Raw genomic sequence first — 25,133 nt, forward strand, 5'->3', positions numbered from 1 at the left:
TGACGCTTTCAGGCGGAACGTTGGGGGACAGGTCGAACGGATTCTGTCAGGGGAAAGCTTGGTCATCTTGCCGACAAAGCCCTCGCCGCCTTTCATGCGGGAAAGGCGTGCGAGCTGAAGTACCACGCAACCGCCGAAGTTCTTGAAGATATGGGATGGCTTACCGAAGTGAGGTTCGAAAATGTCCGACGGAACTCTTCTGCTTCAATCGGTCGATCCGCCTCTGTCTGCATTTTGAAAAACGCCCGCCGTTTCCGGTCGGCATGCGTCGGCTCCTCCTGGTAGCTTATGGCTTGCCGGGATGGCTCCAAGTCATCGGGCTCACACGCCGATTACGACATGCTGTTGAACCGGTCCGTGTGAGCACCGGCGACAACCCGACTGCAAAGCGCGCTTAGCGCTTCAAGATGTATCGCTTCCCTGCCGGCCAACCCGCCAGCGCCCGGCATATCGACGCGCTCGCCAAGCACCATTCCCACGGGCAATCTGAACTCGGCCGGCTTGCGGGTCAGGTTGAAGACGAAGAGCAGCTTCTCTCCATTCTTCTCACGCGTGAACGCCAGGAGATCCTGATTTGTACCGATGAATTCCATATCGCCGTCAAGCAAGGCTGGATGCCGCTTCCGGAATTCCAGCGTTCGGCGATAATGCGTGAGTACCGAGTCTGCTTCGTCTTCCTGGGTATCGACGGAAAGGGCTGCCTGCTCGTAGGGAACCGGCAGCCAGCTTTTTTCTGCCGAGGTAAAGCCTGCATGCGCCTTGCCGGCCTCCCAGGGCATCGGCGTGCGGCATCCGTCGCGGCCCTTGAAGGCGGGCCAGAAGCGGATGCCGTAAGGATCGCGCAGATCCTCGAAGGCAAGGTCTGCTTCGGCAAGTCCCAGTTCTTCGCCCTGATAAAGGCAAATAGAGCCTCGCAGCGCCGCCAGCACGGAGATTGCCAGCTTGGCGATCATCGGCCGCTCCTCCTCGGCTTTTGCGAAACGGCTCACATGGCGCTTGACGTCATGGTTGGAGAAGGCCCAGCACACCCAGCCGTCGACAACGGTCTTTTGAAAGGTCTCGACGCAGTTGCGGATATGCGCGGCGGTGAAATCCGGTCCGAGCAGATCGAAGGTGTAGCACATGTGCAGCTTGTCGCCGCCGCTCGTATAGGCCGCGACAGTCTTCAGCGACCGCGCGCCGTCGCCGACCTCGCCGACCGTCGCTCGCGCTTCATATTGATTGAGCAGCGTGCGGAAGCGTTTCAGGAATTCGAGATTTTCCGGCTGCGTCTTGTCGTGGAGATGGTTCTGCATGCCGTAGGGGTTGCTGTCGGGCGCATCGAGACCGCCATCGCTCGTATCCGGCTCATGGGGCGGATTGTCGCGAAGCAGCTTGTCGCAGAAGTAATAGTTGACCGTGTCGAGCCGGAAGCCGTCGACGCCGCGGTCGAGCCAGAACTTCACGGTCTTCAGCACCGCATCCTGGACCTCCCTGTTGTGGAAGTTGAGGTCCGGCTGCGAGGTCAGGAAATTGTGCTGGTAATATTGGCGCCGCACGCCATCCCATTCCCAGCCCGGCCCACCGAAAATCGAAAGCCAGTTGTTCGGCGCCGTGCCGTCGCGCTTCGGGTCGGCCCAGACATACCAGTCCTCCTTGGGATTTGTGCGGCTCGATCGGCTTTCGACAAACCACGGATGCTGGTCGGACGTATGCGAGATCACCTGGTCGATGACGACTTTTAACCCCAGCGAATGGGCGACAGCCATCATCTCGTCGAAATCGTCGAGCGTCCCGAAGATGGGATCCACGTCGCAGTAGTCCGAGACGTCGTAGCCCATGTCAGCCATCGGCGATTTGAAGAAGGGCGAGAGCCAGATCGCATCGACGCCGAGATTGGCGATATGCGGGAGGCGGCGGGTAATGCCCTTGAGGTCGCCGAGACCGTCACTGTTCGTATCCTGGAACGACCGTGGATAAACCTGATAGATGACCGCCCCCCGCCACCACTCCGCTGCCTGCATCGCCATTTGCCGGATTCTCCGCGCCATTCGAAATGCGCACAGACTAAAGCCCGGAAAACAAAAAACAACTGCGACCGATGACCTCTTTTGAACGAGACGCACACAGCAAGGAAAACGGCGTATCCGGGCTTGTCCACACCTTGAGCAACCCTCCTTCATTGGGGGTTGCAACGCCAAACCTTTGCGATAAGGTGCGCATTGACTTGCACGTAACAGGTCAAAGACCGGGAACAAACGACTAATAATAGGCAAAAAAGCCTGGAAAGGTGGCCCAATATGACCCATACAACGAAAAAATTTCTAGCCTCAGCAATGCTCGGCACATTGCTGGCTTTCTCGGCCCAAGCGGCCACGCTCAATATCCACAATGGCGGCGATCCGGCATCTCTCGATCCGCAAAAGCTCTCCGGCGACTGGGAGAATCGCATTGCCGGCGACATCTTCGAAGGACTCGTGGCTGAAGATGCCAAGCTCAACCCTATTCCGGGCCAGGCCCAAAGCTGGACCGTTTCGGATGACGGCAAAGTCTACACCTTCAAGCTGCGCGACGGCATCAAGTGGTCCGACGGCCAGCCGGTAACGGCCGAAGACTTCGTCTTCGCCTTCCAGCGCCTCATGGATCCTAAGAATGCAGCCGACTACGCCTATCTGCAGTTCACCATCAAGAATGCCGAAAAGATCAACAAGGGCGAGATCACCGATTTCAACCAGCTCGGCGTCAAGGCAATCGACGATAAGACGCTCGAGATCACGCTTGAAGCCCCGACACCGTATTTCATCGGCGCCTTGACTCACTACACCGCATACCCGCTGCCCAAACATGTCGTCGAAGCCAAGGGCGCAGACTGGGTCAAGATCGGAACCATCGTCACCAACGGCCCCTACAAGCCCGTCGAGTGGGTGCCTGGCTCGCACGTTACGACGGTCAAGAATGACCAATACTATGGTGTCAAAGATCTGAAGATAGACGGTGCGAAGTTCTTCGTGCTTGAAGACCAGGAAGCGGCGCTGAAGCGCTACCGCGCCGGCGAATTCGACATCCTTACCGACTTCCCGACCGATCAGTACGAATGGATGAAGAAGAACCTGCCCGGCCAGGCCCACGTGGCTCCGTTCTCGGGCCTCTATTACTACGTGATCAACTCGACCAAGCCGCCGTTCAGCGACAAGCGCGTCCGCCAGGCTCTTTCCATGGCAATCAATCGCGAAGTCATCGGCCCGCAGATTCTCGGAACGGGCGAATTGCCCGCTTATTCCTGGGTGCCGCCGGGTACGGCCAACTACGGCGAGCCGGCCTATGTCTCGTGGAAAGACTTGCCCTACAGCGAGAAGGTCGTCGAAGCGAAGAAACTGCTCACGGAAGCAGGTTTCGGCCCTGATCGTCCACTAACGGCACAGCTCAAGTACAACACCAACGACAACCACAAGCGCATCGCCGTGGCGATTGCCGCCATGTGGAAGCCGCTCGGCGTGAATATCGAACTCGTCAATGCCGAGACCAAGGTGCATTATGATCAGCTGAAAAGTGGCGAAGTGGAAATCGGCCGTGCCGGCTGGCTTGCCGATTACAACGATCCGGACAACTTCCTGAACCTGCTCGTTACCGGCGTTCAGATGAACTATGGCCGCTGGTCTAACCCCGAATACGACAAGCTGATCAAGGAAGGCAACGCGCAGACGGATCTGGCCAAGCGCGCCGAAATCTTCAAGAAGGCCGAGCAACTGGCGCTCGACGATTCCGCCGCCTTGCCGATCTACTACTACGTCTCGAAGAACGTCGTCTCGCCAAAGATCGAGGGCTTCGTCGACAATGTGCAGGACATCCACCGTACGCGCTGGCTGTCGATGAAAGAGTAAGGAAAACGGCCCTTCCCGCACTGCGGGAAGGGCCGGCCCACGATCATGATCAAATATGCACTCCGTCGATTGCTGTCGACGATCCCCGTTCTCTGGATCGCCGTCACAGCCTGCTTTTTCGTTTTGCGCCTTGCCCCCGGCGGCCCCTTCGATGGCGAAAGGCCATTGCCGCCGGTCATCATGAAGAACCTTGCCGCCCACTACAATCTGGATAAGCCGCTGATCCAGCAGTACATGATCTATGTCGGCGACCTGCTGAAAGGTGATCTTGGCCCGTCCTTCGCCAGCGAAGATTTCACTGTCGGGCAGCAGATCATGATCGGCCTGCCCTATACCTTCACCATCGGTACCGCCGCCTTCCTGCTCGCCATCCTTGTCGGGGTCACCGTAGGCTGTCTTGGGGCGCTTTACCAGAACAAGACGCCCGACTATATCCTGGGCGCACTCATTCTGATCGGCGTCGTGCTTCCCAACTTCCTGATCGCCCCGATCCTGCAGCTCGTTTTCGGCATCCGTCTCGGATGGCTTCCAGTCGGCGGCTGGGGTGACGGCTCCTTCAAGTTCCTCGTCATGCCGATCGTGGTTCTGGCGCTGCCGCATGCCGGCCGCATATCGCGCATCACCCGCGGCTCGATGATCGAGGTCATGAACCAGAACTTCATCCGGACAGCCAAGGCAAAGGGCATCGGCCCACGCCTGACGGTCATGCGCCACGCACTGAAACCTGCCATGATGCCCGTGGTCTCCTATCTCGGACCGGCGGCAAGCTATCTTCTCACCGGCTCGCTTGTTGTCGAGAGCGTCTTCGGACTGCCCGGCATCGGCCGCTATTTCATCACTGCAGCGCTGAACCGCGACTACGGCATGGTTCTCGGAACGGTCATCTTCTACATGGTGCTGATCGTCTTCCTCAACCTTCTCGTCGACATCGCCTATGCGTGGCTCGATCCGAAAGTGAGAAACCGATGATCCTCAACCCCGCAAAACGCGAGCTGCTCGCTGCCGAGTTGCTGCAGGCCGAAGGCCTGGCGCCCGAAGGCCGATCGCTCACCAAGGATGCGCTTCGACGCCTGGCCCGCAACAAGGCAAGCGTGATTTCCATCGCCGTGCTGGCGCTGCTCGTCCTCCTCGCCTTCCTCGGCCCTTATTTCATTCCCTTCAACTATGAAGATCCGGACTGGGCCGCCTTCCGCACACCTCCGGACTTTGCAAGCGGCCATTACTTCGGCACCGATCCGAATGGCCGCGACCTTCTCGCCCGCGTGCTTTACGGCACCCGTGTCTCGCTTGCCGTCGCGCTGACGGCAACCGTCGTCTCCGTCGTCATCGGCGTGCTCTACGGCGCAGTCTCCGGCTATATCGGCGGCAGGCTGGATTCGGTCATGATGCGTTTCGTCGATATCATGTATGCCCTGCCCTACATCCTGTTCGTCATCCTGCTGATGGTGATCTTCGGCCGTAACGTCTATCTGCTTTTTGCCGCGATCGGGGCGCTGGAGTGGCTGACAATGGCCCGCATCGTGCGCGGCCAGACGCTGTCGATCAAGCAGCGCGAGTTCATCGAGGCTGCACGCGCCTCGGGACAGAGGCCCTTCAAGATCATCCTCAAGCACGTCATTCCGAACCTCGTCGGCCCGGTGGTCATCTTTGCGGCACTCACCGTTCCGGAAATTATCGCCACGGAAAGTTTCCTGTCCTATCTCGGCTTCGGCGTTCAGGAGCCTCTGACCTCGCTCGGCACGCTGATTGCCGAAGGTACCGATGCAATGGAGAGCATGCCCTGGCTGCTGGTCTTTCCGGCGAGCTTCCTCGTCGCCCTGCTGCTCAGCCTGCTCTTCATCGGCGACGGTCTGCGCGACGCGTTCGACCCGAAGGATCGCTAAAGATGACCGACAACCTTCTCGAACTCAAAGACTACTCGATCACCTTCGAAACGCCGGACGGCCAGGTGAAGGCCGTCTCCAACATGAACCTGACGATCAAGCCCGGCGAACGCATCGCGATCGTCGGGGAGTCCGGCTCAGGCAAAAGCCAGACCTTCCTCGGCATCATGGGGTTGCTCGCCAAGAACGGCAAGACCAGCGGCCAGGCGCTGCTCGAAGGCAGGGATGTGCTGTCGCTGAAGCCAGGTGAACTCGATCAGGTGCGCGGCAAGGACATGGCCATGGTCTTCCAGGATCCCATGACCGCCTTGAATCCATCTCTCAAGATTTCGCGCCAACTGACGGAACAGCTTGAGGTTCATCGCGGTTTTACTGCGCGCGCAGCCTCTGCCGAAGCGCTCGACATGCTGAAACGGGTCGGCATCCCCGACCCCACGCGCCGCTTCAACCTCTATCCGCACGAGCTGTCGGGCGGCATGCGCCAGCGTATCGTCATTGCCATGGCACTGCTCACCAAGCCGAAGCTCCTGATTGCCGACGAGCCAACCACCGCGCTCGATGTCACCATCCAGGCGCAGATCCTCGATCTCTTCAACGATCTGACGGCCGAGATGAACACGGCGCTCGCGATGATCACCCACGATCTTGGCGTCGTTGCCGGCCTCGCCGATCGCGTCGCGGTCATGTATGCCGGCCGCATCGTCGAGGAAGCGCCGGTCGATCAGCTCTTTGAAAATCCGGCGCATCCCTATACGGCGGCGCTGCACGCGGCGATCCCGCGCCCCGACCAGGACGTCGACCAGCTCGTCGTCATTCCCGGTCGGCCGCCCAACCTGCAGCACCTGCCGAAGGGCTGCAACTTCTCGCCGCGCTGTCCGAAGGTAGAAGACGATTGCATCGATCGTCCGCCGCCGCTCGCAACGCTGGCACCGCACCATTGCGCAGCCTGCTTCCATCCCTTCCCGCGTATCGAGGAGCTTCTCAATCATGGCTGAACGATCGCTGTTGAGGGTCGAGAACCTGACGACCCAGTTCGAACTGCCCTCCAAAGGCTTCTTCAAGCCGCCGGTGATGCTGACGGCTGTCAACAATGTCAGCTTCGACTTGAAGGAGGGCCGCACCCTGGGCATCGTCGGTGAATCCGGCTGCGGGAAGTCGACGCTCGGCCGCTCCATCCTGCGGCTGCTACGCTCGCAGAAGGGCCGCATCCTCTGGCAGGGCCGCAATCTGCTGGACCTGTCGGACGAAGAGATGCGGGCTGCGCGCCGCGACATGCAGATCATCTTCCAGGATCCGATCGCATCGCTCGATCCGCGCATGACGGTCGGCGACATCATCGCCGAGCCGCTGACCGTCTTCGAACCGAAACTCTCCAGAGCGCAGCGCCTCGAACGTGTGCGCGAGATCATGGGTGCAGTCGGCCTCGTGCCGGAAATGATCAACCGCTACCCGCATGAGTTTTCCGGCGGCCAGGCACAGCGCATCGGCATTGCCCGCGCGGTCGTGACCAGGCCGAAGCTGATCATCTGCGACGAGCCGGTATCGGCCCTCGACGTTTCGATCCAGGGGCAGGTCATCACGCTCCTGCGCAAGCTCCGTAAAGAGTTCGGCCTGACGCTGATCTTCATCAGCCATGACCTGTCCGTCGTGCGGCTGATCTCGGACGACGTGTTGGTGCTCTATCTCGGCAAGGTGGTGGAAGCCGGCGATTGTCAGACGGTGTTCGAACATCCTGCACATCCTTACACGCAGGCACTGTTTTCGGCCGCCCCAATCCCCGATCCGAAGCTTGCCCGCCAGCGTACACGCATCCGCCTTCAGGGCGACCCGCCATCGCCACTGTTCCCGCCGAAGGGCTGCGTCTTTTCGCCCCGCTGCTGGAAGGCGACGGATATCTGCCGGACGGAAATGCCGCCGACCGAGCATGTCCGCCCGGGTCAAACGGCAGCCTGTTACCACATGGACCGGTAATTCGCGTCCGCTCTGGGTCAGCTCGCGCGCAACACGCGCGTTGCCCAGCGCCTGCCCCGGGGCGGAACAATTTGCGCTCCGGGGCAGTTCTCCCCTGACAAAAGCATGCGGGGTCACCGCAGGGCTCCAAGGAGGAGAAAAATGCTCAAGCTGATATCCAATGCCGGCCTTGTATTGGCGCTGACATTTGGAGGCGCTGTCGCACCCGCGTCCTTTGCTCTGGCTCAGGACGTCCAGTTCCGCATCGGACCGGACGGCGTGCGTATCTACGATCGCGATCGCTACGATCCTTATCGAGACGACTACCGCCGGGGTTGCAGCCCGCGTGAGGCACAAATGGCCGCTCGCGATTCCGGCCTGCGCCGACCTGAGGTCGTGCGTGTGACCAGGCGTAGCGTCACGGTGCAAGGCTGGACCCGTTACGGGCCGGACCGCATCGTCTTCGCCAACCGCCGCGGCTGCCCGGAGATCGGATAGCAAACGAACGACCTGCGAGTGGAGCCCGCCCTGCCGGCGGGCTCTTCACGTCGTCGGCGAGCAGGTCCCGAAGCCGGGCGAAACGATCAGCATCATCATCGCCGGGGGCTGCGATGACTGCAAATGCGACATGCGCTTCGAACTCGACGAAGCTTCCGACCTCGATGCGACCAAGGACACGCGCGATCTCTGCCAACCTGCGAGCTACACCATCCACGAGCAGCACTCCGCCGTCAGTCTTCAGACGCGCCTCCGAACGGAGCACGGCTGGCTTTCCGACAGCTGCCGCCCGCCAAACAGCCACAAAGCGGCATTGCCAGCGCTTGCCTCCAAACGCCTCTTTGCGTAATCAGCAGACGCGGAGATTTTTCGGGAGGCAGTTTTGAACGGACGGTTCTTATCGATCGGTGAATGCATGGTGGAGCTTTCGCAGGCAGGCGGCGGCCTGCTGAGAAAGGGCTTTGCCGGCGATACGCTGAACACCGCCTGGTACGCTCGCGCCTGCATGCAGCCCGCCTGGAGCGTCGATTATTTCACCGCGCTTGGCGACGACGCCATGTCGGACGAGATGATCGCCTTCTTCGAGGAAGCCGGCATCGGCACCAAGCTCATCAGGCGCATCAAGGGCAAAGCTCCCGGCCTATACATGATCAACCTCAGGAACGGCGAACGCTCCTTCAGCTACTGGCGCGACAACTCCGCCGCCAGACAGCTTGCGGCCGATCCCGATCTATTGCGCGAAGCGATCGAAGGCTCGGACGTCATCTATTTTTCAGGTATCACGCTCGCCATTCTGCCGCGCGAAGACGCCGACACGCTGCTTGCCGAAACCCGCCGCGCCAAGGCCGCGGGTAAATTCGTCGTCTTCGACCCGAATATCCGCCCGCGCCTGTGGGCGAGCTATGACGTCATGCATACGACGATCAGCGAAGGCGCCCGCTCCTCTTCTCTCGTCATGCCGAGTTTCGACGACGAGGCCTTGCATTTCGGCGACGACTCCATCGACGCCACCATCCATCGCTACCGTGCCCTCGGCGCACCGAACGTGCTGATCAAGAACGGCGCCGACGGAGCGACGCTGAACTTCGCCGGCCAGCAGAACTTCGTGCCGGCGGAAAACGTCGACGAGGTGGTTGATACCACGAGCGCCGGCGACAGCTTCAATGGCGCGTTCCTCGCCAAGTATCTCGAGACGAAGGATGCCGTCGCCAGCGCCTGTTTCGCAGTGAAGGTTGCCGCGCGCGTCGTCAGCGAGCACGGGGCACTCGTGGCAAGGGATAAGCTCGGGCTCTGAGCCTCGATCAGCAGCCTGTAATAAATCCATCACAGAGAAGCCTCAGAATGGGCACGCGGGAATCACCTCCCCTGCGCCCGCTCGGGGGTTGTGCCGCTGCCGTTCGATACGGCGCGGCGTGGATGGAAAACGGGACAATGCTGCAACACCGTTCGAATAACTGTCGCGGCGAGAACCGGGCCGATACCGCGCCTGGAAGCTTGCCGGAGAGGCTGGTGATCGTCACCGACGCCTGGCATCCGCAGGTGAACGGAGTTGTCCGCTCTATCGAGAATACCAACCGCGAACTCGCCAGACTGGGCGTCGAAGTATCCATGGTGACGCCCGAGCGTTTCGGTAGCTTCCCCTGCCCGACCTATCCGGAAATTCGCCTTTCGATCGCCAACTACCACCGGGTCGCCCGCGAGATCGAAAAGCACGCGCCGTCCTATGTCCATATCGCCACCGAAGGCCCGCTCGGGCTGACGGCGCGGCGCTGGTGCCTGAGGAACCGCATGCCGTTTTCCACCAGCTACCACACGCGCTTCCCGGAATATGTCTCGGCCCGCCTGCCGGTGCCGAAGGGCTGGCTCTACGCCTTCGTGAAGTGGTTCCACAATTCCGGCGCCGGCTGCATGGTGGCAACGCCGAGCCTTGCCCGTGAGCTGTCGGAAAAAGGCATCCGCAACCTGATGCCCTGGAGCCGTGGCATCGACGCGGCGCAGTTCCGCCCGATGGAACTGGAAGAAAAACCCTTCGGCCTGCAGCGCCCCGTCTACATGACGGTCGGACGGGTGGCATTGGAAAAAAACCTGCCCGCCTTCCTCGATCTCGACCTGCCCGGCTCCAAAGTCGTGGTCGGCGACGGCCCTGCCCGAGGCGAGCTGGAAAAGCGCTATCCGGACGTGCTCTTCACCGGCCTGAAATTCGGCGAGGAGCTTGCCGGGATCTATGCACAGGCCGATGTCTTCGTCTTCCCGTCGCTGACCGATACCTTCGGCAACACGATCCTGGAAGCGCTCGCATGCGGCGTTCCCGTTGCCGCCTACCCCGTCACCGGACCGCTCGACATCGTCGGCGAGGATGGCGAAGTCGGCGCACTGGACGAAGACCTGCAGGCAGCCTGCCTCCGCGCATTGTCGGCCTCGCGCGAGAAGGCACGGGATCTGGCCCTTCAATATTCCTGGGAAGCGGCAACGCAGCAGTTCATCAACAACATCCGCGCCGCCAACGGCGTCATTACGCCGAAATGGAAGAAGGCCTGGCAATATGCCAGGACCTTGCCCAAAAACAGAAAGGCCGGCGACGCCGCCGGCCCGATGAAATCCGGAACCTGATCTTTTACTCCTGCAGGGCGCTGCGCAGCGTGTCGTTGGCAAGCGTGATGGCGCTGCGAACGGCCGGAGTTTCGCTGATGGCGTTCAACAGCACGAAGTCGTGGATCGTGCCGTTGTAGCGGACCGAGGTGACCTTCACGCCGGCCTGCGACAGCTTGCGGCCATAGGCCTCGCCTTCGTCGCGCAGCACGTCGTTTTCATCGGTGATGACGAGCGCCGGCGGCAGGCCGTTCAGCTGTTCCAGCGAAGCGTTGAGCGGCGTTGCCGTCGGCTCCTTGCGCTTGGCTACATCCGGCAGATAAGCGTTCCAGAACCACTTCATCGCCTCCTTCGTGAGCCACGGGCCGTTCTCAAATTGATTGTATGAGCCGGTCTCAAAGTTAGCGTCGGTGACCGGATAGAACAGTACCTGCTGATCGATGGCCGGGCCGCCGCGCTCCTTGGCAAGCAGGGTGACAGCCGCTGTCATGTTGCCGCCGACACTGTCACCGGCAACGGCGAGGCGGCTCGCATCGACCTTGAACTCCTTGGCATGCTCGACGACATATTTCGTTGCGGCATAGGCCTGCTCGATGGCGATCGGATAGCGCGCCTCAGGCGAACGCTCGTAATCGACGAAAACGACCGCGGCATTCGCGCCATTGGCAATCTCGCGCACGAGGCGGTCATGCGTATCGGCATCGCCCAGCACCCAGCCGCCACCGTGGAAATACATGACGACCGGCAGCGCAGCCCTGGCATGTTCAGGGCGGACAATCCGCAGCCTGATGCTGCCAGTCGGGCCGACCTTGATCGTCTTGTTTTCTTCATGGATTGCGAGCTTCTTCACCTCGCCCTTTTGCGCGCCGGCGAGAATATCGCGGGCCTCAGCCGGAGAGAAGGTGTAGATCGGCTTGCTGCCGGCAAGCGCGTCGATGAATTTCTGCGTGGCCGGTTCGAGCACCGGATCGGCAGCTGCGCCAAGGGCGGAGGCGGCCAGGATCGTTGCTGCGGAAAGTGCGGTCTTGATGGTCGACATTGTCTTGTCCTTTGAGGTTGCTGTGTGCTGCAAACGGCGACAACATCGCGCACGATTGTTTATTGCGCAATCAAAATCGGCTCATAGCTGCCATGCGTTAAAATCGCTTGCTATTATTTATCGTGCGATTTAGTTTGATGTGTTTGTTTTCGGAGAGAGAGCATGCAGGAACAACCAAAACTCGACAATTTCATCTGCTTTGCCATGTATACGGCAAGCCACGCGATGAACCGCGTCTACAAGCCGCTGCTCGACGCCCTCGGCCTCACCTATCCGCAGTATCTGGTGATGGTCTCGCTCTGGCAGGAAGACGGCCAGACCGTCGGCGGCCTGGGCGAGAAGCTCTTCCTGGAATCGAGCACACTCACCCCTTTGCTGAAGCGTCTCGAAGCCGCCGGCTATGTCCGCCGTGAGCGCAGTAAGCAAGACGAACGCGTCGTCGTCATCAAACTGAGCGCAGAAGGCATCGCACTGCAAGAAAGGGCCGCCGCTGTGCCCGACTGCATCGCCAGCGCTACCGGCCGGGACGCTGCCGGCCTCGCGCGTCTTAAGGCCGAGATCGTGGCGCTGCGCGAGGCACTGAACAGGAGTGTCGTGGCCTGAGAAGCGACTGTCAGCTGTTGAGTGGCAGCCAACCCCTTCGCCTTCCGGCTTAAGACGGCCATGACATTAACTCGACGGGCTTTCTGCGAACCAGGCATCAGCGAGAAAGCGCAACGCCATGGCGGCGGTCAACGGTGCAATCGCAAATCGTGGCACCGGCTCGAACCTCCCAGCAGGCAGCGCCGCAATGACAGGAGCCAAGGGTTATCAAAGGTGCGGTTCGTGTCGGTAGTGCCATGGACTGCTTTCGCCTTTGTTCGTCCCGGCATTGGTTTGCCATGCAAAAAACCATGACTTCGCCAATTGGCGGATCATGGTCGCCTGCCCAGCAAATTTGACCTGCCAAAAACGCTGCCGATGACGCAAAAAGCCGTTTCGATGAGCATCGTGATTGGACTTCCGCGCCCGCAGGAGTCAATCTTATTTCAGGGCAAAAGCGTAAGGGGGCGGAGCAGCCATCGTCTGAATCGGAGGCTAAAATGAAACATCAAGCACTTGACCAACTGCGGACCGTCGCAAACGTCAACCCGGATCAGCCACGCCGGCCAATGTCGCGCAGCGAGCGCCTGCAGCGCTGGGCAGAGATCCTCGAGCAGTTCCCGAACCGGCATCTCTCGACACTGCACCAGACAGAATATCAGCCGGAAGCAGGGCGCGATATCATGCGCGCCGACAATTCGCCCATCTCCGTCGCGTTCAAGGATCCTGTGCTGCGTGCAGCCGGGATGGAAAACGACACCTATGGCGAAGCAAAGCGGTTTTTCGAGTTGACCGACAGGGAGTTGCACAAGGTCATCTGCTACTGCCACTTCGGCGCTACGGTAAACGCGGCAACCGCTGCCCGGCAAATCCGCTCTTTCTACGCTGAAGGAAAGCGCGGCATGCTGCATCGGCTGCGCGCGGCGTTCCTCGACTAGGAGCGCCAAGGTTTCGTAGGGTCATTGCTGGAGCGGCCCCAACGGCAGCTCCAGCCTTTGCGCGCGCCGTTCGGCGGCGCATTTGCTGAAACAGTTGCGAGAAACGGCTACCGCTTCTTCTTCGACTCGTACGGATTGTCCGGCGAGCGGTAATGGATACGTATGGGCACGCTCGGCATGTCGAAATCCTCGCGCAACCCATTGATGAGATAGCGCGTATAGGATTCGGGCAGCGCGTCGGAACGCGTGCAGGATATCATGAAGGCCGGCGGGCGGGCCTTCACCTGTGTCATGTATTTCAGCTTGATGCGGCGGCCGGAAACGGCCGGCGGCGGATGCTGCACCTGCTGCTGCTCCAGCCAGCGGTTGAGCCGCGCCGTCGAAATGCGCTTGTTCCACACCTTGTCTGTATCGATGATCGACTGCATGAGCTTGTCGAGCCCGCGGCCGGTCTGGCCGGAAATCGGAACGGCGCGGATGCCGCGTGCCTGCGGCAACAGGCGATCGGTCTTTTCGCGCAGGTCGGCGAGAACTGCCTGCGGGTCCTCGATCATGTCCCACTTGTTGAAGGCTAGAACGGCCGCACGGCCTTCACGCAGCACCAGATCGACGATGTGCAGATCCTGTTTCTCGAAGGGGATGGTCGCGTCGAAGACGACGACAACAAGTTCGGCAAAACGGATGGCGCGCAACGCATCGGCGACCGAAAGCTTCTCCAGCTTTTCGGTCACCCTCGCCTTGCGGCGCATGCCGGCGGTGTCGAACATCTTGATCGTGCGGCCGCGCCAGTCCCACTCGACAGAGATGGAATCGCGCGTGATGCCAGCTTCCGGCCCGGTCAGCAGCCGGTCTTCGCCGAGGAAGCGGTTGATAAGGGTCGACTTTCCGGCATTCGGCCGCCCGACGATTGCAACGCGTAGCGGCTTGGTGTCGTCGTAGGTCGGCTCTTCATCCTCTTCGCCCTCCACTTCGGACCGCGCAACGTCCACGTCGGTAACGGCGACGTCTTCCTTCGGTGGATAGGCGCGCTCCTTGCCGAGCGCGGCAACGATTGCGTCGCGCAGGTCGAGCATGCCCTGCCCGTGTTCAGCCGAGATCGGCGTCGGTTCGCCGAGGCCGAGCGTGTAGGCGTCGTAGAAACCGCTGTCGGAGCCTTTCGCTTCGGCCTTGTTGGCAACAAGGACCACCGGCTTGCCGCGGCGGCGCAGCATTTCGGCCAAGGCAGTATCGACCGGCGTCAGACCGGTCTTGGCATCGACGACGAACAGCGACAGGTCGGCCTCGTCGATTGCCGCTTCCGTCTGGGCGCGCATGCGGCCCAGCAGGCTTTCGGCATCTGCCTCTTCGAGGCCGGCGGTATCGACGATCGTGAACTTGAGGTCGATGAGCCGCGCATCGCCCGGCCGGCGGTCACGGGTAACGCCCGGCGTATCGTCGACGAGCGCCAGCTTCTTCCCAACCAGCCGGTTGAAAAGCGTCGACTTGCCGACATTCGGGCGACCGACGATCGCGACCGTAAAGCTCATTGGGGATCCTTAGGTTCAGCCCTGTGCGGCGGGCGCCTTGCCGGATGCGGTGATATTATCAAGCATGATCTGGGCGCGGTTTGCAATATTGCGCGGGCTTGCGGCATCGTCGGCGATCGCCTGATACCACTGGCGGGCCTGCGCCATGTTGCCGGCCTTGTAGGCAGCAAGGCCCAGCGCTTCGCGTGCGGAGTGGCGGAAGGCGTTCGCCGGAATGGCCATATCCTCCACGGCGCCGGAAACCTGCTCGTAAGTGCCGTTTTCGATCAGCAGCCAGCCGGCGCGCATCCTGGCGGCATCGCGGACGGCTTCCGGAACGGACTGGTCCTTGCCGATCGCTTCGAAGTCGGAGATGGCCGCGGCATTGTCGCCCTTCTGCGCACGAACCGAGGCTGCACGCATGCGGGCGAGAACCGGATAGGCGCCGTGGCCTTCCTTTTCGAGCGTGGCAAGCGCGGCAAGCGCTTCGTCGCTCTTGTTCTCGTCGGCAAGCTTCATCGCCGCCAGGAACTGATCGCCGGTGCCGGACGAGCGGTTGTCGTCCCAGTAGTCAAAGGCGACTTTGCCTGCCGTACCGACCACGATCAGAACGGCGATGGCGATGACGTAGCGGCCGAAACGGCGCCAGGCGCCCTTCATCTGGTCGGAACGAAGTTCCTCGTTGACTTCACGGATGAAGCTGTCGTCGTTGAATGCCATTCTCGTCTCCGGCACGGATAAGCCCACTGCATGCGTTGCCGCATATTGTCGGGCCTTCTACTCCATTTTGCGGCACTTGTAAGGGGGATCGCAAAGATTCGTCACACGGCAAGCGGCGAAACGCCGATCAGCCATTCGTGCACTCTCCAGATCAGCAGCGCCCAGGCAACAACGCCGATGACGGCTGCATAAAGATCATACTTGGCTGAAACGAAGGGCCGCAGCACCAACTCGCCTGCCCGCTCGCGCCGCTTCAGGGAGATGCGCAGGATGACGCCCCAGGCAAGGAAGGCCGCAAACAAGAGAACGGACGAGGTCTCCCCATTGGCAAAAAGATGCGAAAGCGCCCAGATCTTCACCGAGAGCACCATCGGGTGCTTGGTCCGAACCGCGATGTGCCCCGCCGGCAGCAGCGAGGCGGCAAGACAGATGAGCGCAATCAGCATCAGCGTCACGGCGATATGCGCCATCCACACCGGCGGCATGTACAGCATGCCGGTCACCTGTCGCGCCTGGCCAAAACCGTAGATGAGGAGGACCAGCGAAAGAAGGCTTGCGATCGAATAGGCGATCTTCCAGCCGTTCTCCCCGAGGCTTGCAATCATCGATTGGCGCAGACCCGGCGCGACCACCCGCACCAGATGGATACCGAGGAAAAGTATGATGCCGACGATAAGCAAGGCCATGGCGCGCGTCTCCTGTCCGTTTCCCGAGGCTTAGCTGCAGCCGCAGGAAAATGCCAGCGGCACCGCAGCTTTGCCGCAATTCTGTAACACGGAAGCCGCAAACAAATTGTCGCGGTGCTCATGTTTCGTTTCATTTTCCCTGCTTGCCTTGTCTTTTCCTTTATCGCCCCCCTTCCCGCCCAGGCAGTCGACCAGCCGCCGAAGCAGCTGGTGATCGTGTCCTTCGATGGCGCCCATGACAATGCGCTGTGGCACAAGAGCCGCCAAATGGCAGCAAGGAATGGCGCCCACTTCACCTATTTTCTATCCTGCACGTTCCTGATGAATCAGGCTGCGAAGAAAGCCTACCAAGCTCCTCATCAAAAACGCGGAAAGTCCAATGTCGGCTTTGCCCAAAGCGATGACGAAATCCGCGAGCGGCTCGGCAACATCTGGCATGCGCATCTCGAAGGCCACGATATTTCGAGCCACGCCTGCGGCCACTTCGACGGCCGCAAATGGAGCGAGGCCGATTGGTCGACCGAATATACGACCTTCAAGGCAACGCTGAAGAACGCCTGGAAAAGCGTGGATCTTGAAGAGCCGCGAGGCTGGCTGGATCTGGTCGAGCACGGCATCAAGGGTTTTCGCGCACCCTATCTTTCCGTGACGGCGGGCGGCGACATGATCGCTGCGCAGAAGAAGGCGGGCTTTACCTATGACGCCAGCCTCGTTACCAAGGGGCCGGCCACGCCCGTCGTCGAAAATGGCATCGTCCGCTTCGGCCTGCCACTGATTCCCGAAGGTCCGAACGCCAAGCCGGTTATCGCCATGGACTACAACCTCTTCATCCGCCACTCCAAGGGTGAAGAAGACAAGACGGACAGCAAGGTCTTCGAAGAGCGCGCCTACACGGCTTTCAAGGAAGCATTCGACAAGCAATATGCCGGAGACCGCATTCCCCTCCAGCTCGGGTTCCACTTCGTGGAGATGAACGGTGGCGCCTACTGGCGCGCGCTCGATCGCCTGGTGAGCGACGTCTGCCGACGAACGGACGTTGCCTGCGTGAGCTACGCGGAAGCGATACCGATGATCGAGGCGCGAGCCAAATTGAGGCAACAGGAGACTTCGGGACTTTAAGCATCGCCTCCCGCTCCCTTTGAAACTCCGGCCGCGGCGCGCCGCCCTTGCTGATCCCGGTCTTGATCAGCGCCACCGCCACCGTCCGATCTTTCCAGTGAGGCAAACGTCACCACGAGTGCCGGCCGGCGCATGAAGGGACAGGTTGAAACGGGATGTTTCAGCTTAGCTGCCAACCCAGGTCTTAGTCTAGCCGTCCGGTTGCACGACGCCCTCACGCTCGAGATAGCGCTGATCGATCTCGGGCAACGGCTCGTCGTCGATCGCCGCCTCGAAGGCCCTGAGACGCTTGTAAATCGACAAAAGCTCGATGATGGTCGTCCAGGAATTGACGAGATACTGGAAGGAGTTGCTGACCTGGCCGAAGGCCGTCAGAATCTGCTGATAGATACCATAGGTGATTTTTCCCGCCACGATCGTCGGCACCAGCATGAAGGTGACGAACAGCGCGTCGGCCTGCAGATAGAAGTACCGTGCAACATTGAAATAGAGATAGTGGAAATACATCCGGAAATAGTTGCGGCGGACGTTGGCGAAGAGCTCGTTGACCGTCGGCGGCTGAGCCCTGTCGGCATAATCTTCTCCGTATACCAGCTCCTTGCGGTAAGCGGCTTCCACGCGCTGGTTGCGGAAGTTCAATCCCGGCAGCTTGATACCGGCGACGGCGAGAAGCACCGTTCCGAAGGCGGACCAGAAGAGGGCCAGCCAGAACAGCGTATGCCCAATTTCACCGACGACCGGCAGTTCGGAGACGTAGCTTGAAAGGGCAAACAGGATCGGCAGGAACACGATGAGCGTCATCACCGAATTGATCAGGTTGATGCCGAGCCCTTCGAGAATGCTCGAAAAACGCATCGTATCTTCCTGAACACGCTGCGCAGCACCCTCGATATGGCGAAGCTTCTCCCACTTGGACATGTAGAAATCATTCATGGCCGTCCGCCAGCGAAACACATAATGGCTGGTGAAGAAGTCGGTGACGATCGAAACGAACATGCTCAGAAACGCGATCTGCGCAAAGATCAACATCAGGCTATAGAAGTCCCAGACAGTGACAGGGGCCGTTTTCGCCAGAGCGTTCTGCAGCGTATCACCGAACGGACGGCGCCAGTTGTTGATGGCAACGGAAATCTGAACCCCGAAATATGTCGCCAAGATAATGAGCGCAGAACCCCATACGGACCAGATCCTCCAGGGATGATCTTTTGCTCGTAGGTGCCAAAAACCGCAGAAGAGACCAACGCATATCAGGAAGAAAGCGTAAAAGAACAGATTGTCGGGCAGGAGAAAAAAGTCGAGTCCGATTGGGGGCTCCTGCCCCTCGGGAAGCGGCCCGAAACCCAGAGAAAGACCCGTCGACTCTCCGATGCCATACCAGATGGCGATGCAGATAAGTGCCCAGATGGCTACTGACGGGAAGAAGAGTTTCGGCTGCGGGAAGAAGGAATGGAACACGAGCAGTCGCTTTCCTGAACTGGAATCTGTGGAGCATCAGCTAACTGATTGTGCCGGAAACTATGGCAGTTCGAAGAAGGCAGCAATGGGTACGGCCCATTGTTACGCATTTGTAACGGCTTATCCCAATCTCTTGATGACGGGCAGCACGAGGGCGGCGCACAAGATAAGGGCTGCGGCAGCGATAAAAGTCGGCGTGGTGAAGCTTCCGGTCTGCTCGGCAATCCAGCCGGCAACGATGGGACCGATAATCTGGCCAAGACCGAAGGCGGCGGTCATTGTCGCGAAAATGCGTCGCGCGCTTTCTGGAACCAGCTTGCGGCCGATCTGCAGCCCATAGGCGGTGATGGCGAGGAAGGTGGCGCCGAAGAGAGCGCCGCCGACAAGGGGCGCCATCGAATGCGGCAAAAGCACGGTTGCAAGAACCCCGACCGCCTCCGTCAGCAGGGCGGCGACATAAACCCAGCCAAGGCCAAGCGGATATACCAGCGGCCGCCATGCAAAAAGCGCAACGGCTGCCGTGAGCCCAGCGATGAACCAGCAGAGGAATTCCACCGTCTGCCCCGCCGCGTCCATGCGCGCGATTGTGACAAGAAAGGTCGCGGTAATCACGTAGCCGAAGCCGAAGATGCCATAGGAAAGCGTAAGCAGAGCCACCGGCAGCTTCCAGACGATCGGCGGCTCCTTGCCGGCATTGCCCGAGCGTACCGGCGCCGATGGCAGCAAAACCCAGACGGCGGCGAGGCTGATTGCCGAAAAGATCGCACCGCCGATCCAGTCGGCTCGCCAGCCGGAAACGCCGGCAAAGAAAAGACCGCTCAGCATCACCATGACCGAAGAGAGCGCAATGCCAGCACCTGGGCCACCAAAATGCGCCGCCTGAACGTGGTCGTTGCCCGCTCCAGCGCCATGGCTCAAGACAATCGACGAGGTGAAGATCATCGCAAATGCACTTGCCAACCCGGCCAGAAAACGGATGGTAGCGAAGACTGGAACGGAATTCGTGGCGGCCATGGCGGCAAGCAGCAGAGCGTTCGCCAGAAGCGCCGAGAGCGCGACCTTGCGTTCACGGCCGGCGGCCCAGCTGTAAGTGGCAAGCACGGCGCCTGTAAGATAGCCTGCGAAGTTGGCAGAAGCGATGAAGCCTGCATCGGCCGCCGAAAGCGGCACGCCGCTCATCATACCGGGCAAGATCGGCGTATAGGAAAACCGCCCGAAACCCATGGCGGCCGACATCGCGATCATGCCGGCAAGCGCCGTCCGGAAGAGGTTCACTGGCTCGGTATCGCTGCGTAGCAACATGTTGGCCTTATCGCGCTGCACAACGGCAGCGACAAACGAGAAAATCTGATCGATCTATCAATTCCACAAATACTCGGCGCCCCGACGAGCGGCCACGTCACGGCCAGGACCTCACCAGACCTGGAGGAGCGCACGGGCGGCTTTTAGGTTCCAAGCCCCGGCGTGATCTATCCCCGCGCCGACAGAAGGCGGGAGTCCGGATCGAAGGCACCACGAAGCTCGACAAGATCACCGAACGCGGCAGGCAACAGCCCGGCAGGATCACGCCAAGATCCAGCACACGCCGAACAACCTCGAGCGCATCTGCGAAGAGATGGCTTCGGTCAACCGCATGTTCCCGACCGAAATCGCCGCTAAAGCCCGCCGTCCGGCAGCGTCAAGATCAGCGGCCCGTTCCGGGTCGCCACCACCGTGTGCTCGAACTGCACGGTCGGCGCCTGCGGGTCGGCGTAGAGCGTCCAGGCATCGTCGCCGCCCTCGGCCCATGTCGCGCCGAGCGACAGGAAAGGCTCCACGGTAAAGACGAGGCCCTCCGTCATCATCCTCTTCTCGGAAGGATCCGGCCAGGTGGAAAGCTCGGCCGGCTCCTCGTGCAACGAGCGGCCGACACCGTGGCTTGCAAGGTTGGCGACCAGCGTATAGCGGTTCTTTGCCGCAAAGGCGCCGACGGCCTTGCCGATCTTCGAAAGCGGCTCGCCGGCCTTCACCTGGTTGAGGCCGACCCAGAGCGCCCGCTTGCCATCGCGGCAGAGCCTCTCGATCTTCGGCTTGACGGGGGGCACGGTGAAGGAGGCACCGGTATCGGCGAAGAAACCGTCCTTTTCGGCCGAGACGTCGATATTGATGAGATCGCCCGGGCGGACCATTCGCGATCCCGGAATGCCGTGGGCGATCTCCTCGTTGACGCTGATGCAGGTCGCACCCGGAAACTGATAGCAGAATTCCGGCGCCGAACGCGCGCCCGCATCCTCAAGAACCTTGCGGCCGATCTGGTCGAGTTCCAGCGTCGTCATGCCGGGTTCGACTGCTGCCGCCATCACCTGAATGGCATTGGCGCAGATGCGGCCGATCTCCTTAAGCTTTGTCAGTTCGTCGTCGTTTTCGATTACCATTGCTTTTCCCGCCTGCCGCAAGGAGCAGGCCATTTCCGGGTTCAGGCCGTGGCTTTCGCCCCTTCGCCCGTGCCAGTCAATGCCTTTCTGACAAGCGGGGCCACTTTCGTGCCGTAGAGCTCGATGCCGCGCATGACCTGATCATGGGGCATGAGGCCGATCGCCATCTGCAACAGGAAGCGGTCGTTTCTGAAGATCGAGTGATGTGCGACGATCTTTTCGGCAACGACCTGAGGGTCTCCGACGAAGAGCGCGCCGGAAGGCCCGCGCGACATATCGAAATGCGCCCGGCTCGTCGGTCCCCAGCCTCGCTCGCGGCCGATGCGGTTCATGACCTCGGCCTGCGGTCCGTAGAATTGATCGGCGGCCGCATCCGTCGTGTCGGCGATGAAACCGTGGACGTTGATGCTGGTCTTCAGCTTCGCCTGGTCCTGTCCTGCCCGGCGCGCTGCCTCGCGATAAAGATCGAAGAGCGGCGCAAAACGGGCCGGCTCGCCGCCGATGATTGCAAGCGCCACCGGCAAGCCGAGCGCACCGGCGCGCGCCACTGATTGCGGCGTGCCTCCGACCGCGATCCAAAGCGGCAGCGGGTCCTGCAGCGGGCGCGGATAGACACCGCGTCCGTTGACCGGCGCCCGCAGCTCGCCCTGCCATTTGACGGTCTCGCTTTCGCGTAGCGTCATCAGCAGGTCGAGCTTCTCTTCAAAAAGCTGGTCGTAGTCTTCGAGGTTGTAGCCGAAGAGCGGAAAGGATTCGATGAACGAGCCGCGCCCTGCCATGATCTCGGCACGGCCGTTTGAAATCAGATCAAGCGTCGCAAACTGCTGGAACACGCGAACCGGATCGTCAGAGGAGAGCACTGTCACGGCGCTGGTCAACCGGATATTCTTCGTCTTGACCGCAGCTGCGGCAAGCGCAACGGCGGGCGCGGAGACGGCATAGTCGGGCCGGTGATGTTCGCCGAGCCCGAAGACGTCGAGCCCCACCTGATCGGCAAGTTCGATCTCCTCGATCAGATGCTTGAGCCGCTCGGCTCCCTCCGCACCCTTGCTGCGTTCAGGGTTCGGATTGACGTCGGCAAAGGTATAAAGGCCCAATTCCATAATCGGCATCCCGTTGAATGTGCCCATGGAGATAAGAAGACAAAGGGCAGAGGGCAACCGGAAATTCTGGAACGGACCGTTCGATGAAGTTGATGGGTAATTGCCCTCTTCTCAAATGGAAAGCTGCAACTCCGCTCATGGGCTGCACAGGCCGACGCCAGCCAGCCGGTTTCCTGTGATGCTCGCCTGAACAGCAGCCGCTCGTCGGGCTGCAAAAACTCATATTTCTCCTGTAAAACAACCCACTTCGCCGCTTCAACGGAATCAGTTTCCCAACAGCTTCACAATGAAGATGATCACCGGTCAGGAAACCGAGCCTTCAGCCCGATCTCCTGCTCCACTGTGGAAAGTCAGTTGCGGGCCAAAACCTCGGCAAGCTGATCGGCAGCCTTGCCCCACCCTTCGTAAAAGCCCATCTTTTCGTGCTCTTCCTTGTCTTCGGCCCGCCAATGCAGTGCCTTGGCGGTGTACTTGGTACGGCCGTTGCCGAGGTCCTCGAGCAGCACCACGGCAGTCATGAACGGCTTTTCAGATGGAACCCAGGCACTGGTATAGGCGTCCGTCAGGACGATCTTCTCGTTTTCGACGACCTCCAGATAGACACCGTGGTTTGGAAATTCCTGGCCTTCCGGGCTGCGCATGACGACAAGGCTCGCCCCCCCGGGGCGGACGTCGTTCTCGACCTTGGAGACTGTCCAGGGGCGCGGGACGAACCATTCCATCATAAGTTCCGGATCGGTCCAGGCCTTGAATATCTTTTCTCGCGGGGCGTCGAATTCGCGCACCAGAACGAGTTCATGTTTTGCATCGGCAATCATTTCAGCATACCTCCTGTTGAGCGAAACCTGTTTTCCATCAGGTTGTTAAAAAGACGCCTGGCCATTTGCCGTTCCGACATCGCCCACGATTTTTTCTTGAAATTTATTTCGCAACCGGGTGTGCCGGCTCGCTCTGAAGCTTGTCGATCTGCAGGCGGATGTGAGCCGCTTCGGCAGCGGAATTTGCAAGCGCGATCGCACGGTCGAAGGCTTCGCGCGCCTCCTTCGCCCGGCCCATCTGCTTCAGCAGACCGCCGCGCAGGCCATGATAGTAGAAGTAGCCGTCGAGCTTTTCACCGAGCTTTTCGACGAGGCGCAAAGCCTCCTCCGGTCCCTTGAGCTTCGAAATCGCAACCGCCCGGTTGAGCGTGACGACCGGAGACGGCTGCAGGCGCTCGAGCACGCTGTAGAGCAGATCGATTTCTTCCCAGTCCGTATCTTTGGCTTGCTTGGCACGGGAATGGATGGCCGCAATCGCCGCCTGCAACTGATAGGGTCCGGGCCGGCGGTGGCGGATCGCCTTGTCGAGCAGATTGAGCGCTTCGTTGATCAAGGCATGATTCCAGCGCGAGCGGTCCTGATCTTCGAGCAGCACCAGTTCGCCATTTGCGTCGAAGCGCGCCTCTCGCCGCGAGATCTGCAGCAGCATCAGCGCCAACAGACCCATGATTTCCGGATCGCCCGGAAAGATGCGAAGCAGGAGGCGCCCGAGCCGGATCGCCTCGTCGCTGAAGGCAGCGGCCTCGCGTTTCGGATCGCCCTGCGAATAGCCCTCGTTGAAGATCAGGTAGATCATCGTCGAGACGATCGACAGACGCTCCGCCCGCTCCTCGGGACCCGGCGTTTCGAACGGCACGCCGGCTTTCGAAACGCGTGCCTTGGCCCGGGTAATGCGCTGCTCCATGGCACTTTCGCCGACCAGAAAGGCGCGCGCGATCTGCTGCACGGAGAGCCCTGAAACGATGCGCAGTGCCAGAGCGATCTGCTGGGTGGCCGGCAGGTCCGGATGACAGCAGATGAAGAGCAGCCGCAGGATATCGTCGCGATAGTTGGATTCGTCCAGCCGGTCGGCGATATCGCTTTCCGTATCCTCCTTGTCAGAAATCAGCTCTTCGTCCGGCAAAGCCTGGGTCTTTGCCCGCCTGCGCACCGCATCGATACCGCTGTTGCGGCCGACGAAGATCAGCCAGGCGGTCGGATCACGCGGCGGGCCCTTGTCCGGCCAGGTGCGGATCGCCCGCAGACACGCCTCCTGAAACGCTTCCTCCGCAATGTCGAGATCGCGGAAGTAACGCAGCAGTGCTCCGAGCGCCTTCGGCCGGGCCGCAGTCAGTGCAACGTCGATCCAGGCGATATCCGTCATGTCGAGGCTTCTCCCGGCCGGAAAACGTAAAAGGGCCGAATTTCATAGGACGTCGAGCCTGGATTGACCGCCGACAGCTCCTTCGAAAAAGCGATCGCCTCGTCCAGGGTTGCGAAATCGACGACGTAGAAACCGAGAAGAGCTTCCTTGGTTTCTGCAAAAGGACCGTCGAGCACGAGCGGTTCTTCCTTGCCCTTGCGTACGGTGGTCGCCGCCGTCGTCGGCATCAGCCGACCGGTCGGACCGAGTCTTCCGGCTTGAGCCAGGGGGGCCTGTACGGCATGGAGCTTTGCCATGACGGCGTCTTCTTCCTCCTTCGACCAGGAGAAAACCGTCTCTTCATTGGCATAGCAAAGGATCGCGTAAAGCATCTCTCACTCCTCTTCCTCAATGACGAACAAGTAACCCGGCATCCGACAGGACGCAGCAAAAAATTGCCGTTGTGAAGACGGCATGCGGCGATGATGCAAAGACCCCCCGAAGGGTTGCTGCACCGGCAGGACGTGACGCTCAACCGTTTCGCCATCTGTCCAGGGCCTGATTGAACAAGGCCCTGTCATCGAGCGCACGCGACAGCACAAGAGCCGCCTGTATTGCGAGCACTGCGTTCT

Annotated in this window: 24 protein-coding genes; 12 read left to right on the forward strand and 12 right to left on the reverse strand. The window is 60.6% G+C overall.

The annotated features are described in order from the left end of the window. Window positions 1–332: 332 nt before the first annotated feature. The gene (locus tag AM571_RS13900; protein ID WP_074061902.1) at window positions 333–2,009 is read right to left on the reverse strand and encodes an alpha-glucosidase family protein; all 1,677 of its coding nucleotides are present in this window, start codon (window positions 2,007–2,009) and stop codon (window positions 333–335) included. A 270-nt stretch (window positions 2,010–2,279) separates the two neighbouring features. On the opposite strand from AM571_RS13900, the gene AM571_RS13905 reads away from it, so the two are divergent. The 9 genes from AM571_RS13905 to AM571_RS13945 all read left to right on the forward strand — a co-directional run bounded on the left by AM571_RS13905 (window position 2,280) and on the right by AM571_RS13945 (window position 10,801). Continuing rightward, complete coding sequence (locus AM571_RS13905; protein ID WP_074061903.1) at window positions 2,280–3,860, forward strand: peptide ABC transporter substrate-binding protein; 1,581 nt, start codon at window positions 2,280–2,282, stop codon at window positions 3,858–3,860. 45 nt (window positions 3,861–3,905) lie between these two features. Beyond that, window positions 3,906–4,829 carry an ABC transporter permease subunit gene (locus AM571_RS13910; protein WP_022714146.1) on the forward strand — a complete coding sequence of 308 codons (924 nt, stop codon included), beginning with the start codon at window positions 3,906–3,908 and terminating at the stop codon, window positions 4,827–4,829. Beyond that, the gene (locus tag AM571_RS13915; RefSeq protein WP_074061904.1) at window positions 4,826–5,743 is read left to right on the forward strand and encodes an ABC transporter permease subunit; all 918 of its coding nucleotides are present in this window, start codon (window positions 4,826–4,828) and stop codon (window positions 5,741–5,743) included. Before AM571_RS13910 ends, AM571_RS13915 begins: the two co-directional genes overlap by 4 nt. Window positions 5,744–5,745: 2 nt before the next feature. Further along, window positions 5,746–6,738 carry an ABC transporter ATP-binding protein gene (locus AM571_RS13920; RefSeq protein WP_074061905.1) on the forward strand — a complete coding sequence of 331 codons (993 nt, stop codon included), beginning with the start codon at window positions 5,746–5,748 and terminating at the stop codon, window positions 6,736–6,738. Next, window positions 6,731–7,714 carry an ABC transporter ATP-binding protein gene (locus AM571_RS13925; protein WP_074061906.1) on the forward strand — a complete coding sequence of 328 codons (984 nt, stop codon included), beginning with the start codon at window positions 6,731–6,733 and terminating at the stop codon, window positions 7,712–7,714. The genes AM571_RS13920 and AM571_RS13925 overlap by 8 nt, the downstream gene beginning before the upstream one ends. A gap of 141 nt (window positions 7,715–7,855) precedes the next feature. Continuing rightward, window positions 7,856–8,191: a hypothetical protein gene (locus AM571_RS13930; protein WP_074061907.1), complete on the forward strand. Its 336-nt coding sequence runs from the start codon at window positions 7,856–7,858 to the stop codon at window positions 8,189–8,191. Window positions 8,192–8,321: 130 nt separating this feature from the next. Further along, window positions 8,322–8,540, forward strand: a complete 219-nt coding sequence (locus tag AM571_RS13935; protein ID WP_074061908.1) for a hypothetical protein — start codon at window positions 8,322–8,324, stop codon at window positions 8,538–8,540. Between the two features lie 33 nt (window positions 8,541–8,573). Next, a complete protein-coding gene (locus tag AM571_RS13940; protein ID WP_074061909.1) occupies window positions 8,574–9,485 on the forward strand; it encodes a sugar kinase in 912 nt (303 codons plus the stop codon). A 137-nt stretch (window positions 9,486–9,622) separates the two neighbouring features. Continuing rightward, on the forward strand, window positions 9,623–10,801 hold the full coding sequence (locus AM571_RS13945; protein ID WP_074061910.1) for a glycosyltransferase family 4 protein: 1,179 nt from the start codon (window positions 9,623–9,625) through the stop codon (window positions 10,799–10,801). A 4-nt stretch (window positions 10,802–10,805) separates the two neighbouring features. Here the strand turns inward: AM571_RS13945 and AM571_RS13950 are convergent, their stop codons facing one another. Further along, window positions 10,806–11,819, reverse strand: coding sequence for an alpha/beta hydrolase (locus tag AM571_RS13950; protein WP_074061911.1), 1,014 nt, complete (start codon window positions 11,817–11,819; stop codon window positions 10,806–10,808). A 162-nt stretch (window positions 11,820–11,981) separates the two neighbouring features. Between AM571_RS13950 and AM571_RS13955 the strand changes: the two genes are divergently transcribed. Further along, on the forward strand, window positions 11,982–12,422 hold the full coding sequence (locus tag AM571_RS13955; protein ID WP_074061912.1) for a MarR family winged helix-turn-helix transcriptional regulator: 441 nt from the start codon (window positions 11,982–11,984) through the stop codon (window positions 12,420–12,422). 479 nt (window positions 12,423–12,901) lie between these two features. After that, window positions 12,902–13,339 (forward strand): hypothetical protein, encoded by a 438-nt coding sequence (locus tag AM571_RS13960; RefSeq protein ID WP_074061913.1) that lies wholly within the window; start codon window positions 12,902–12,904, stop codon window positions 13,337–13,339. Window positions 13,340–13,446: 107 nt separating this feature from the next. On the opposite strand, the gene der is transcribed toward AM571_RS13960, so the two are convergent. The 3 genes from der to AM571_RS13975 all read right to left on the reverse strand — a co-directional run bounded on the left by der (window position 13,447) and on the right by AM571_RS13975 (window position 16,250). Further along, complete coding sequence (gene der, locus AM571_RS13965; protein ID WP_074061914.1) at window positions 13,447–14,865, reverse strand: ribosome biogenesis GTPase Der; 1,419 nt, start codon at window positions 14,863–14,865, stop codon at window positions 13,447–13,449. Window positions 14,866–14,880: 15 nt separating this feature from the next. Continuing rightward, window positions 14,881–15,564 carry a tetratricopeptide repeat protein gene (locus AM571_RS13970; protein ID WP_074061915.1) on the reverse strand — a complete coding sequence of 228 codons (684 nt, stop codon included), beginning with the start codon at window positions 15,562–15,564 and terminating at the stop codon, window positions 14,881–14,883. 101 nt (window positions 15,565–15,665) lie between these two features. Continuing rightward, the gene (locus AM571_RS13975) at window positions 15,666–16,250 is read right to left on the reverse strand and encodes an NnrU family protein (protein WP_074061916.1); all 585 of its coding nucleotides are present in this window, start codon (window positions 16,248–16,250) and stop codon (window positions 15,666–15,668) included. A 120-nt stretch (window positions 16,251–16,370) separates the two neighbouring features. On the opposite strand from AM571_RS13975, the gene AM571_RS13980 reads away from it, so the two are divergent. Then, window positions 16,371–17,369 (forward strand): polysaccharide deacetylase, encoded by a 999-nt coding sequence (locus AM571_RS13980; RefSeq protein ID WP_074061917.1) that lies wholly within the window; start codon window positions 16,371–16,373, stop codon window positions 17,367–17,369. A 189-nt stretch (window positions 17,370–17,558) separates the two neighbouring features. Here the strand turns inward: AM571_RS13980 and sbmA are convergent, their stop codons facing one another. The 7 genes from sbmA to AM571_RS14015 all read right to left on the reverse strand — a co-directional run bounded on the left by sbmA (window position 17,559) and on the right by AM571_RS14015 (window position 24,893). Further along, complete coding sequence (sbmA, locus tag AM571_RS13985; RefSeq protein ID WP_074061918.1) at window positions 17,559–18,824, reverse strand: peptide antibiotic transporter SbmA; 1,266 nt, start codon at window positions 18,822–18,824, stop codon at window positions 17,559–17,561. A gap of 120 nt (window positions 18,825–18,944) precedes the next feature. Then, window positions 18,945–20,126, reverse strand: a complete 1,182-nt coding sequence (locus AM571_RS13990; protein WP_074061919.1) for a YbfB/YjiJ family MFS transporter — start codon at window positions 20,124–20,126, stop codon at window positions 18,945–18,947. A gap of 353 nt (window positions 20,127–20,479) precedes the next feature. Next, window positions 20,480–21,238 (reverse strand): type I methionyl aminopeptidase, encoded by a 759-nt coding sequence (gene map / locus AM571_RS13995; RefSeq protein WP_074061920.1) that lies wholly within the window; start codon window positions 21,236–21,238, stop codon window positions 20,480–20,482. 41 nt (window positions 21,239–21,279) lie between these two features. Beyond that, window positions 21,280–22,341, reverse strand: a complete 1,062-nt coding sequence (locus AM571_RS14000) for an LLM class flavin-dependent oxidoreductase (RefSeq protein WP_074061921.1) — start codon at window positions 22,339–22,341, stop codon at window positions 21,280–21,282. 350 nt (window positions 22,342–22,691) lie between these two features. Then, complete coding sequence (locus AM571_RS14005) at window positions 22,692–23,159, reverse strand: SRPBCC family protein (RefSeq protein ID WP_074061922.1); 468 nt, start codon at window positions 23,157–23,159, stop codon at window positions 22,692–22,694. A 103-nt stretch (window positions 23,160–23,262) separates the two neighbouring features. After that, window positions 23,263–24,522, reverse strand: coding sequence for an RNA polymerase sigma factor (locus tag AM571_RS14010; RefSeq protein ID WP_074061923.1), 1,260 nt, complete (start codon window positions 24,520–24,522; stop codon window positions 23,263–23,265). Then, the gene (locus tag AM571_RS14015; protein ID WP_074061924.1) at window positions 24,519–24,893 is read right to left on the reverse strand and encodes a YciI family protein; all 375 of its coding nucleotides are present in this window, start codon (window positions 24,891–24,893) and stop codon (window positions 24,519–24,521) included. Before AM571_RS14015 ends, AM571_RS14010 begins: the two co-directional genes overlap by 4 nt. Window positions 24,894–25,133: the final 240 nt, after the last annotated feature.

The sequence above is a fragment of the Rhizobium etli 8C-3 genome (genome assembly GCF_001908375.1).
Lineage (GTDB): Bacteria > Pseudomonadota > Alphaproteobacteria > Rhizobiales > Rhizobiaceae > Rhizobium > Rhizobium etli_B.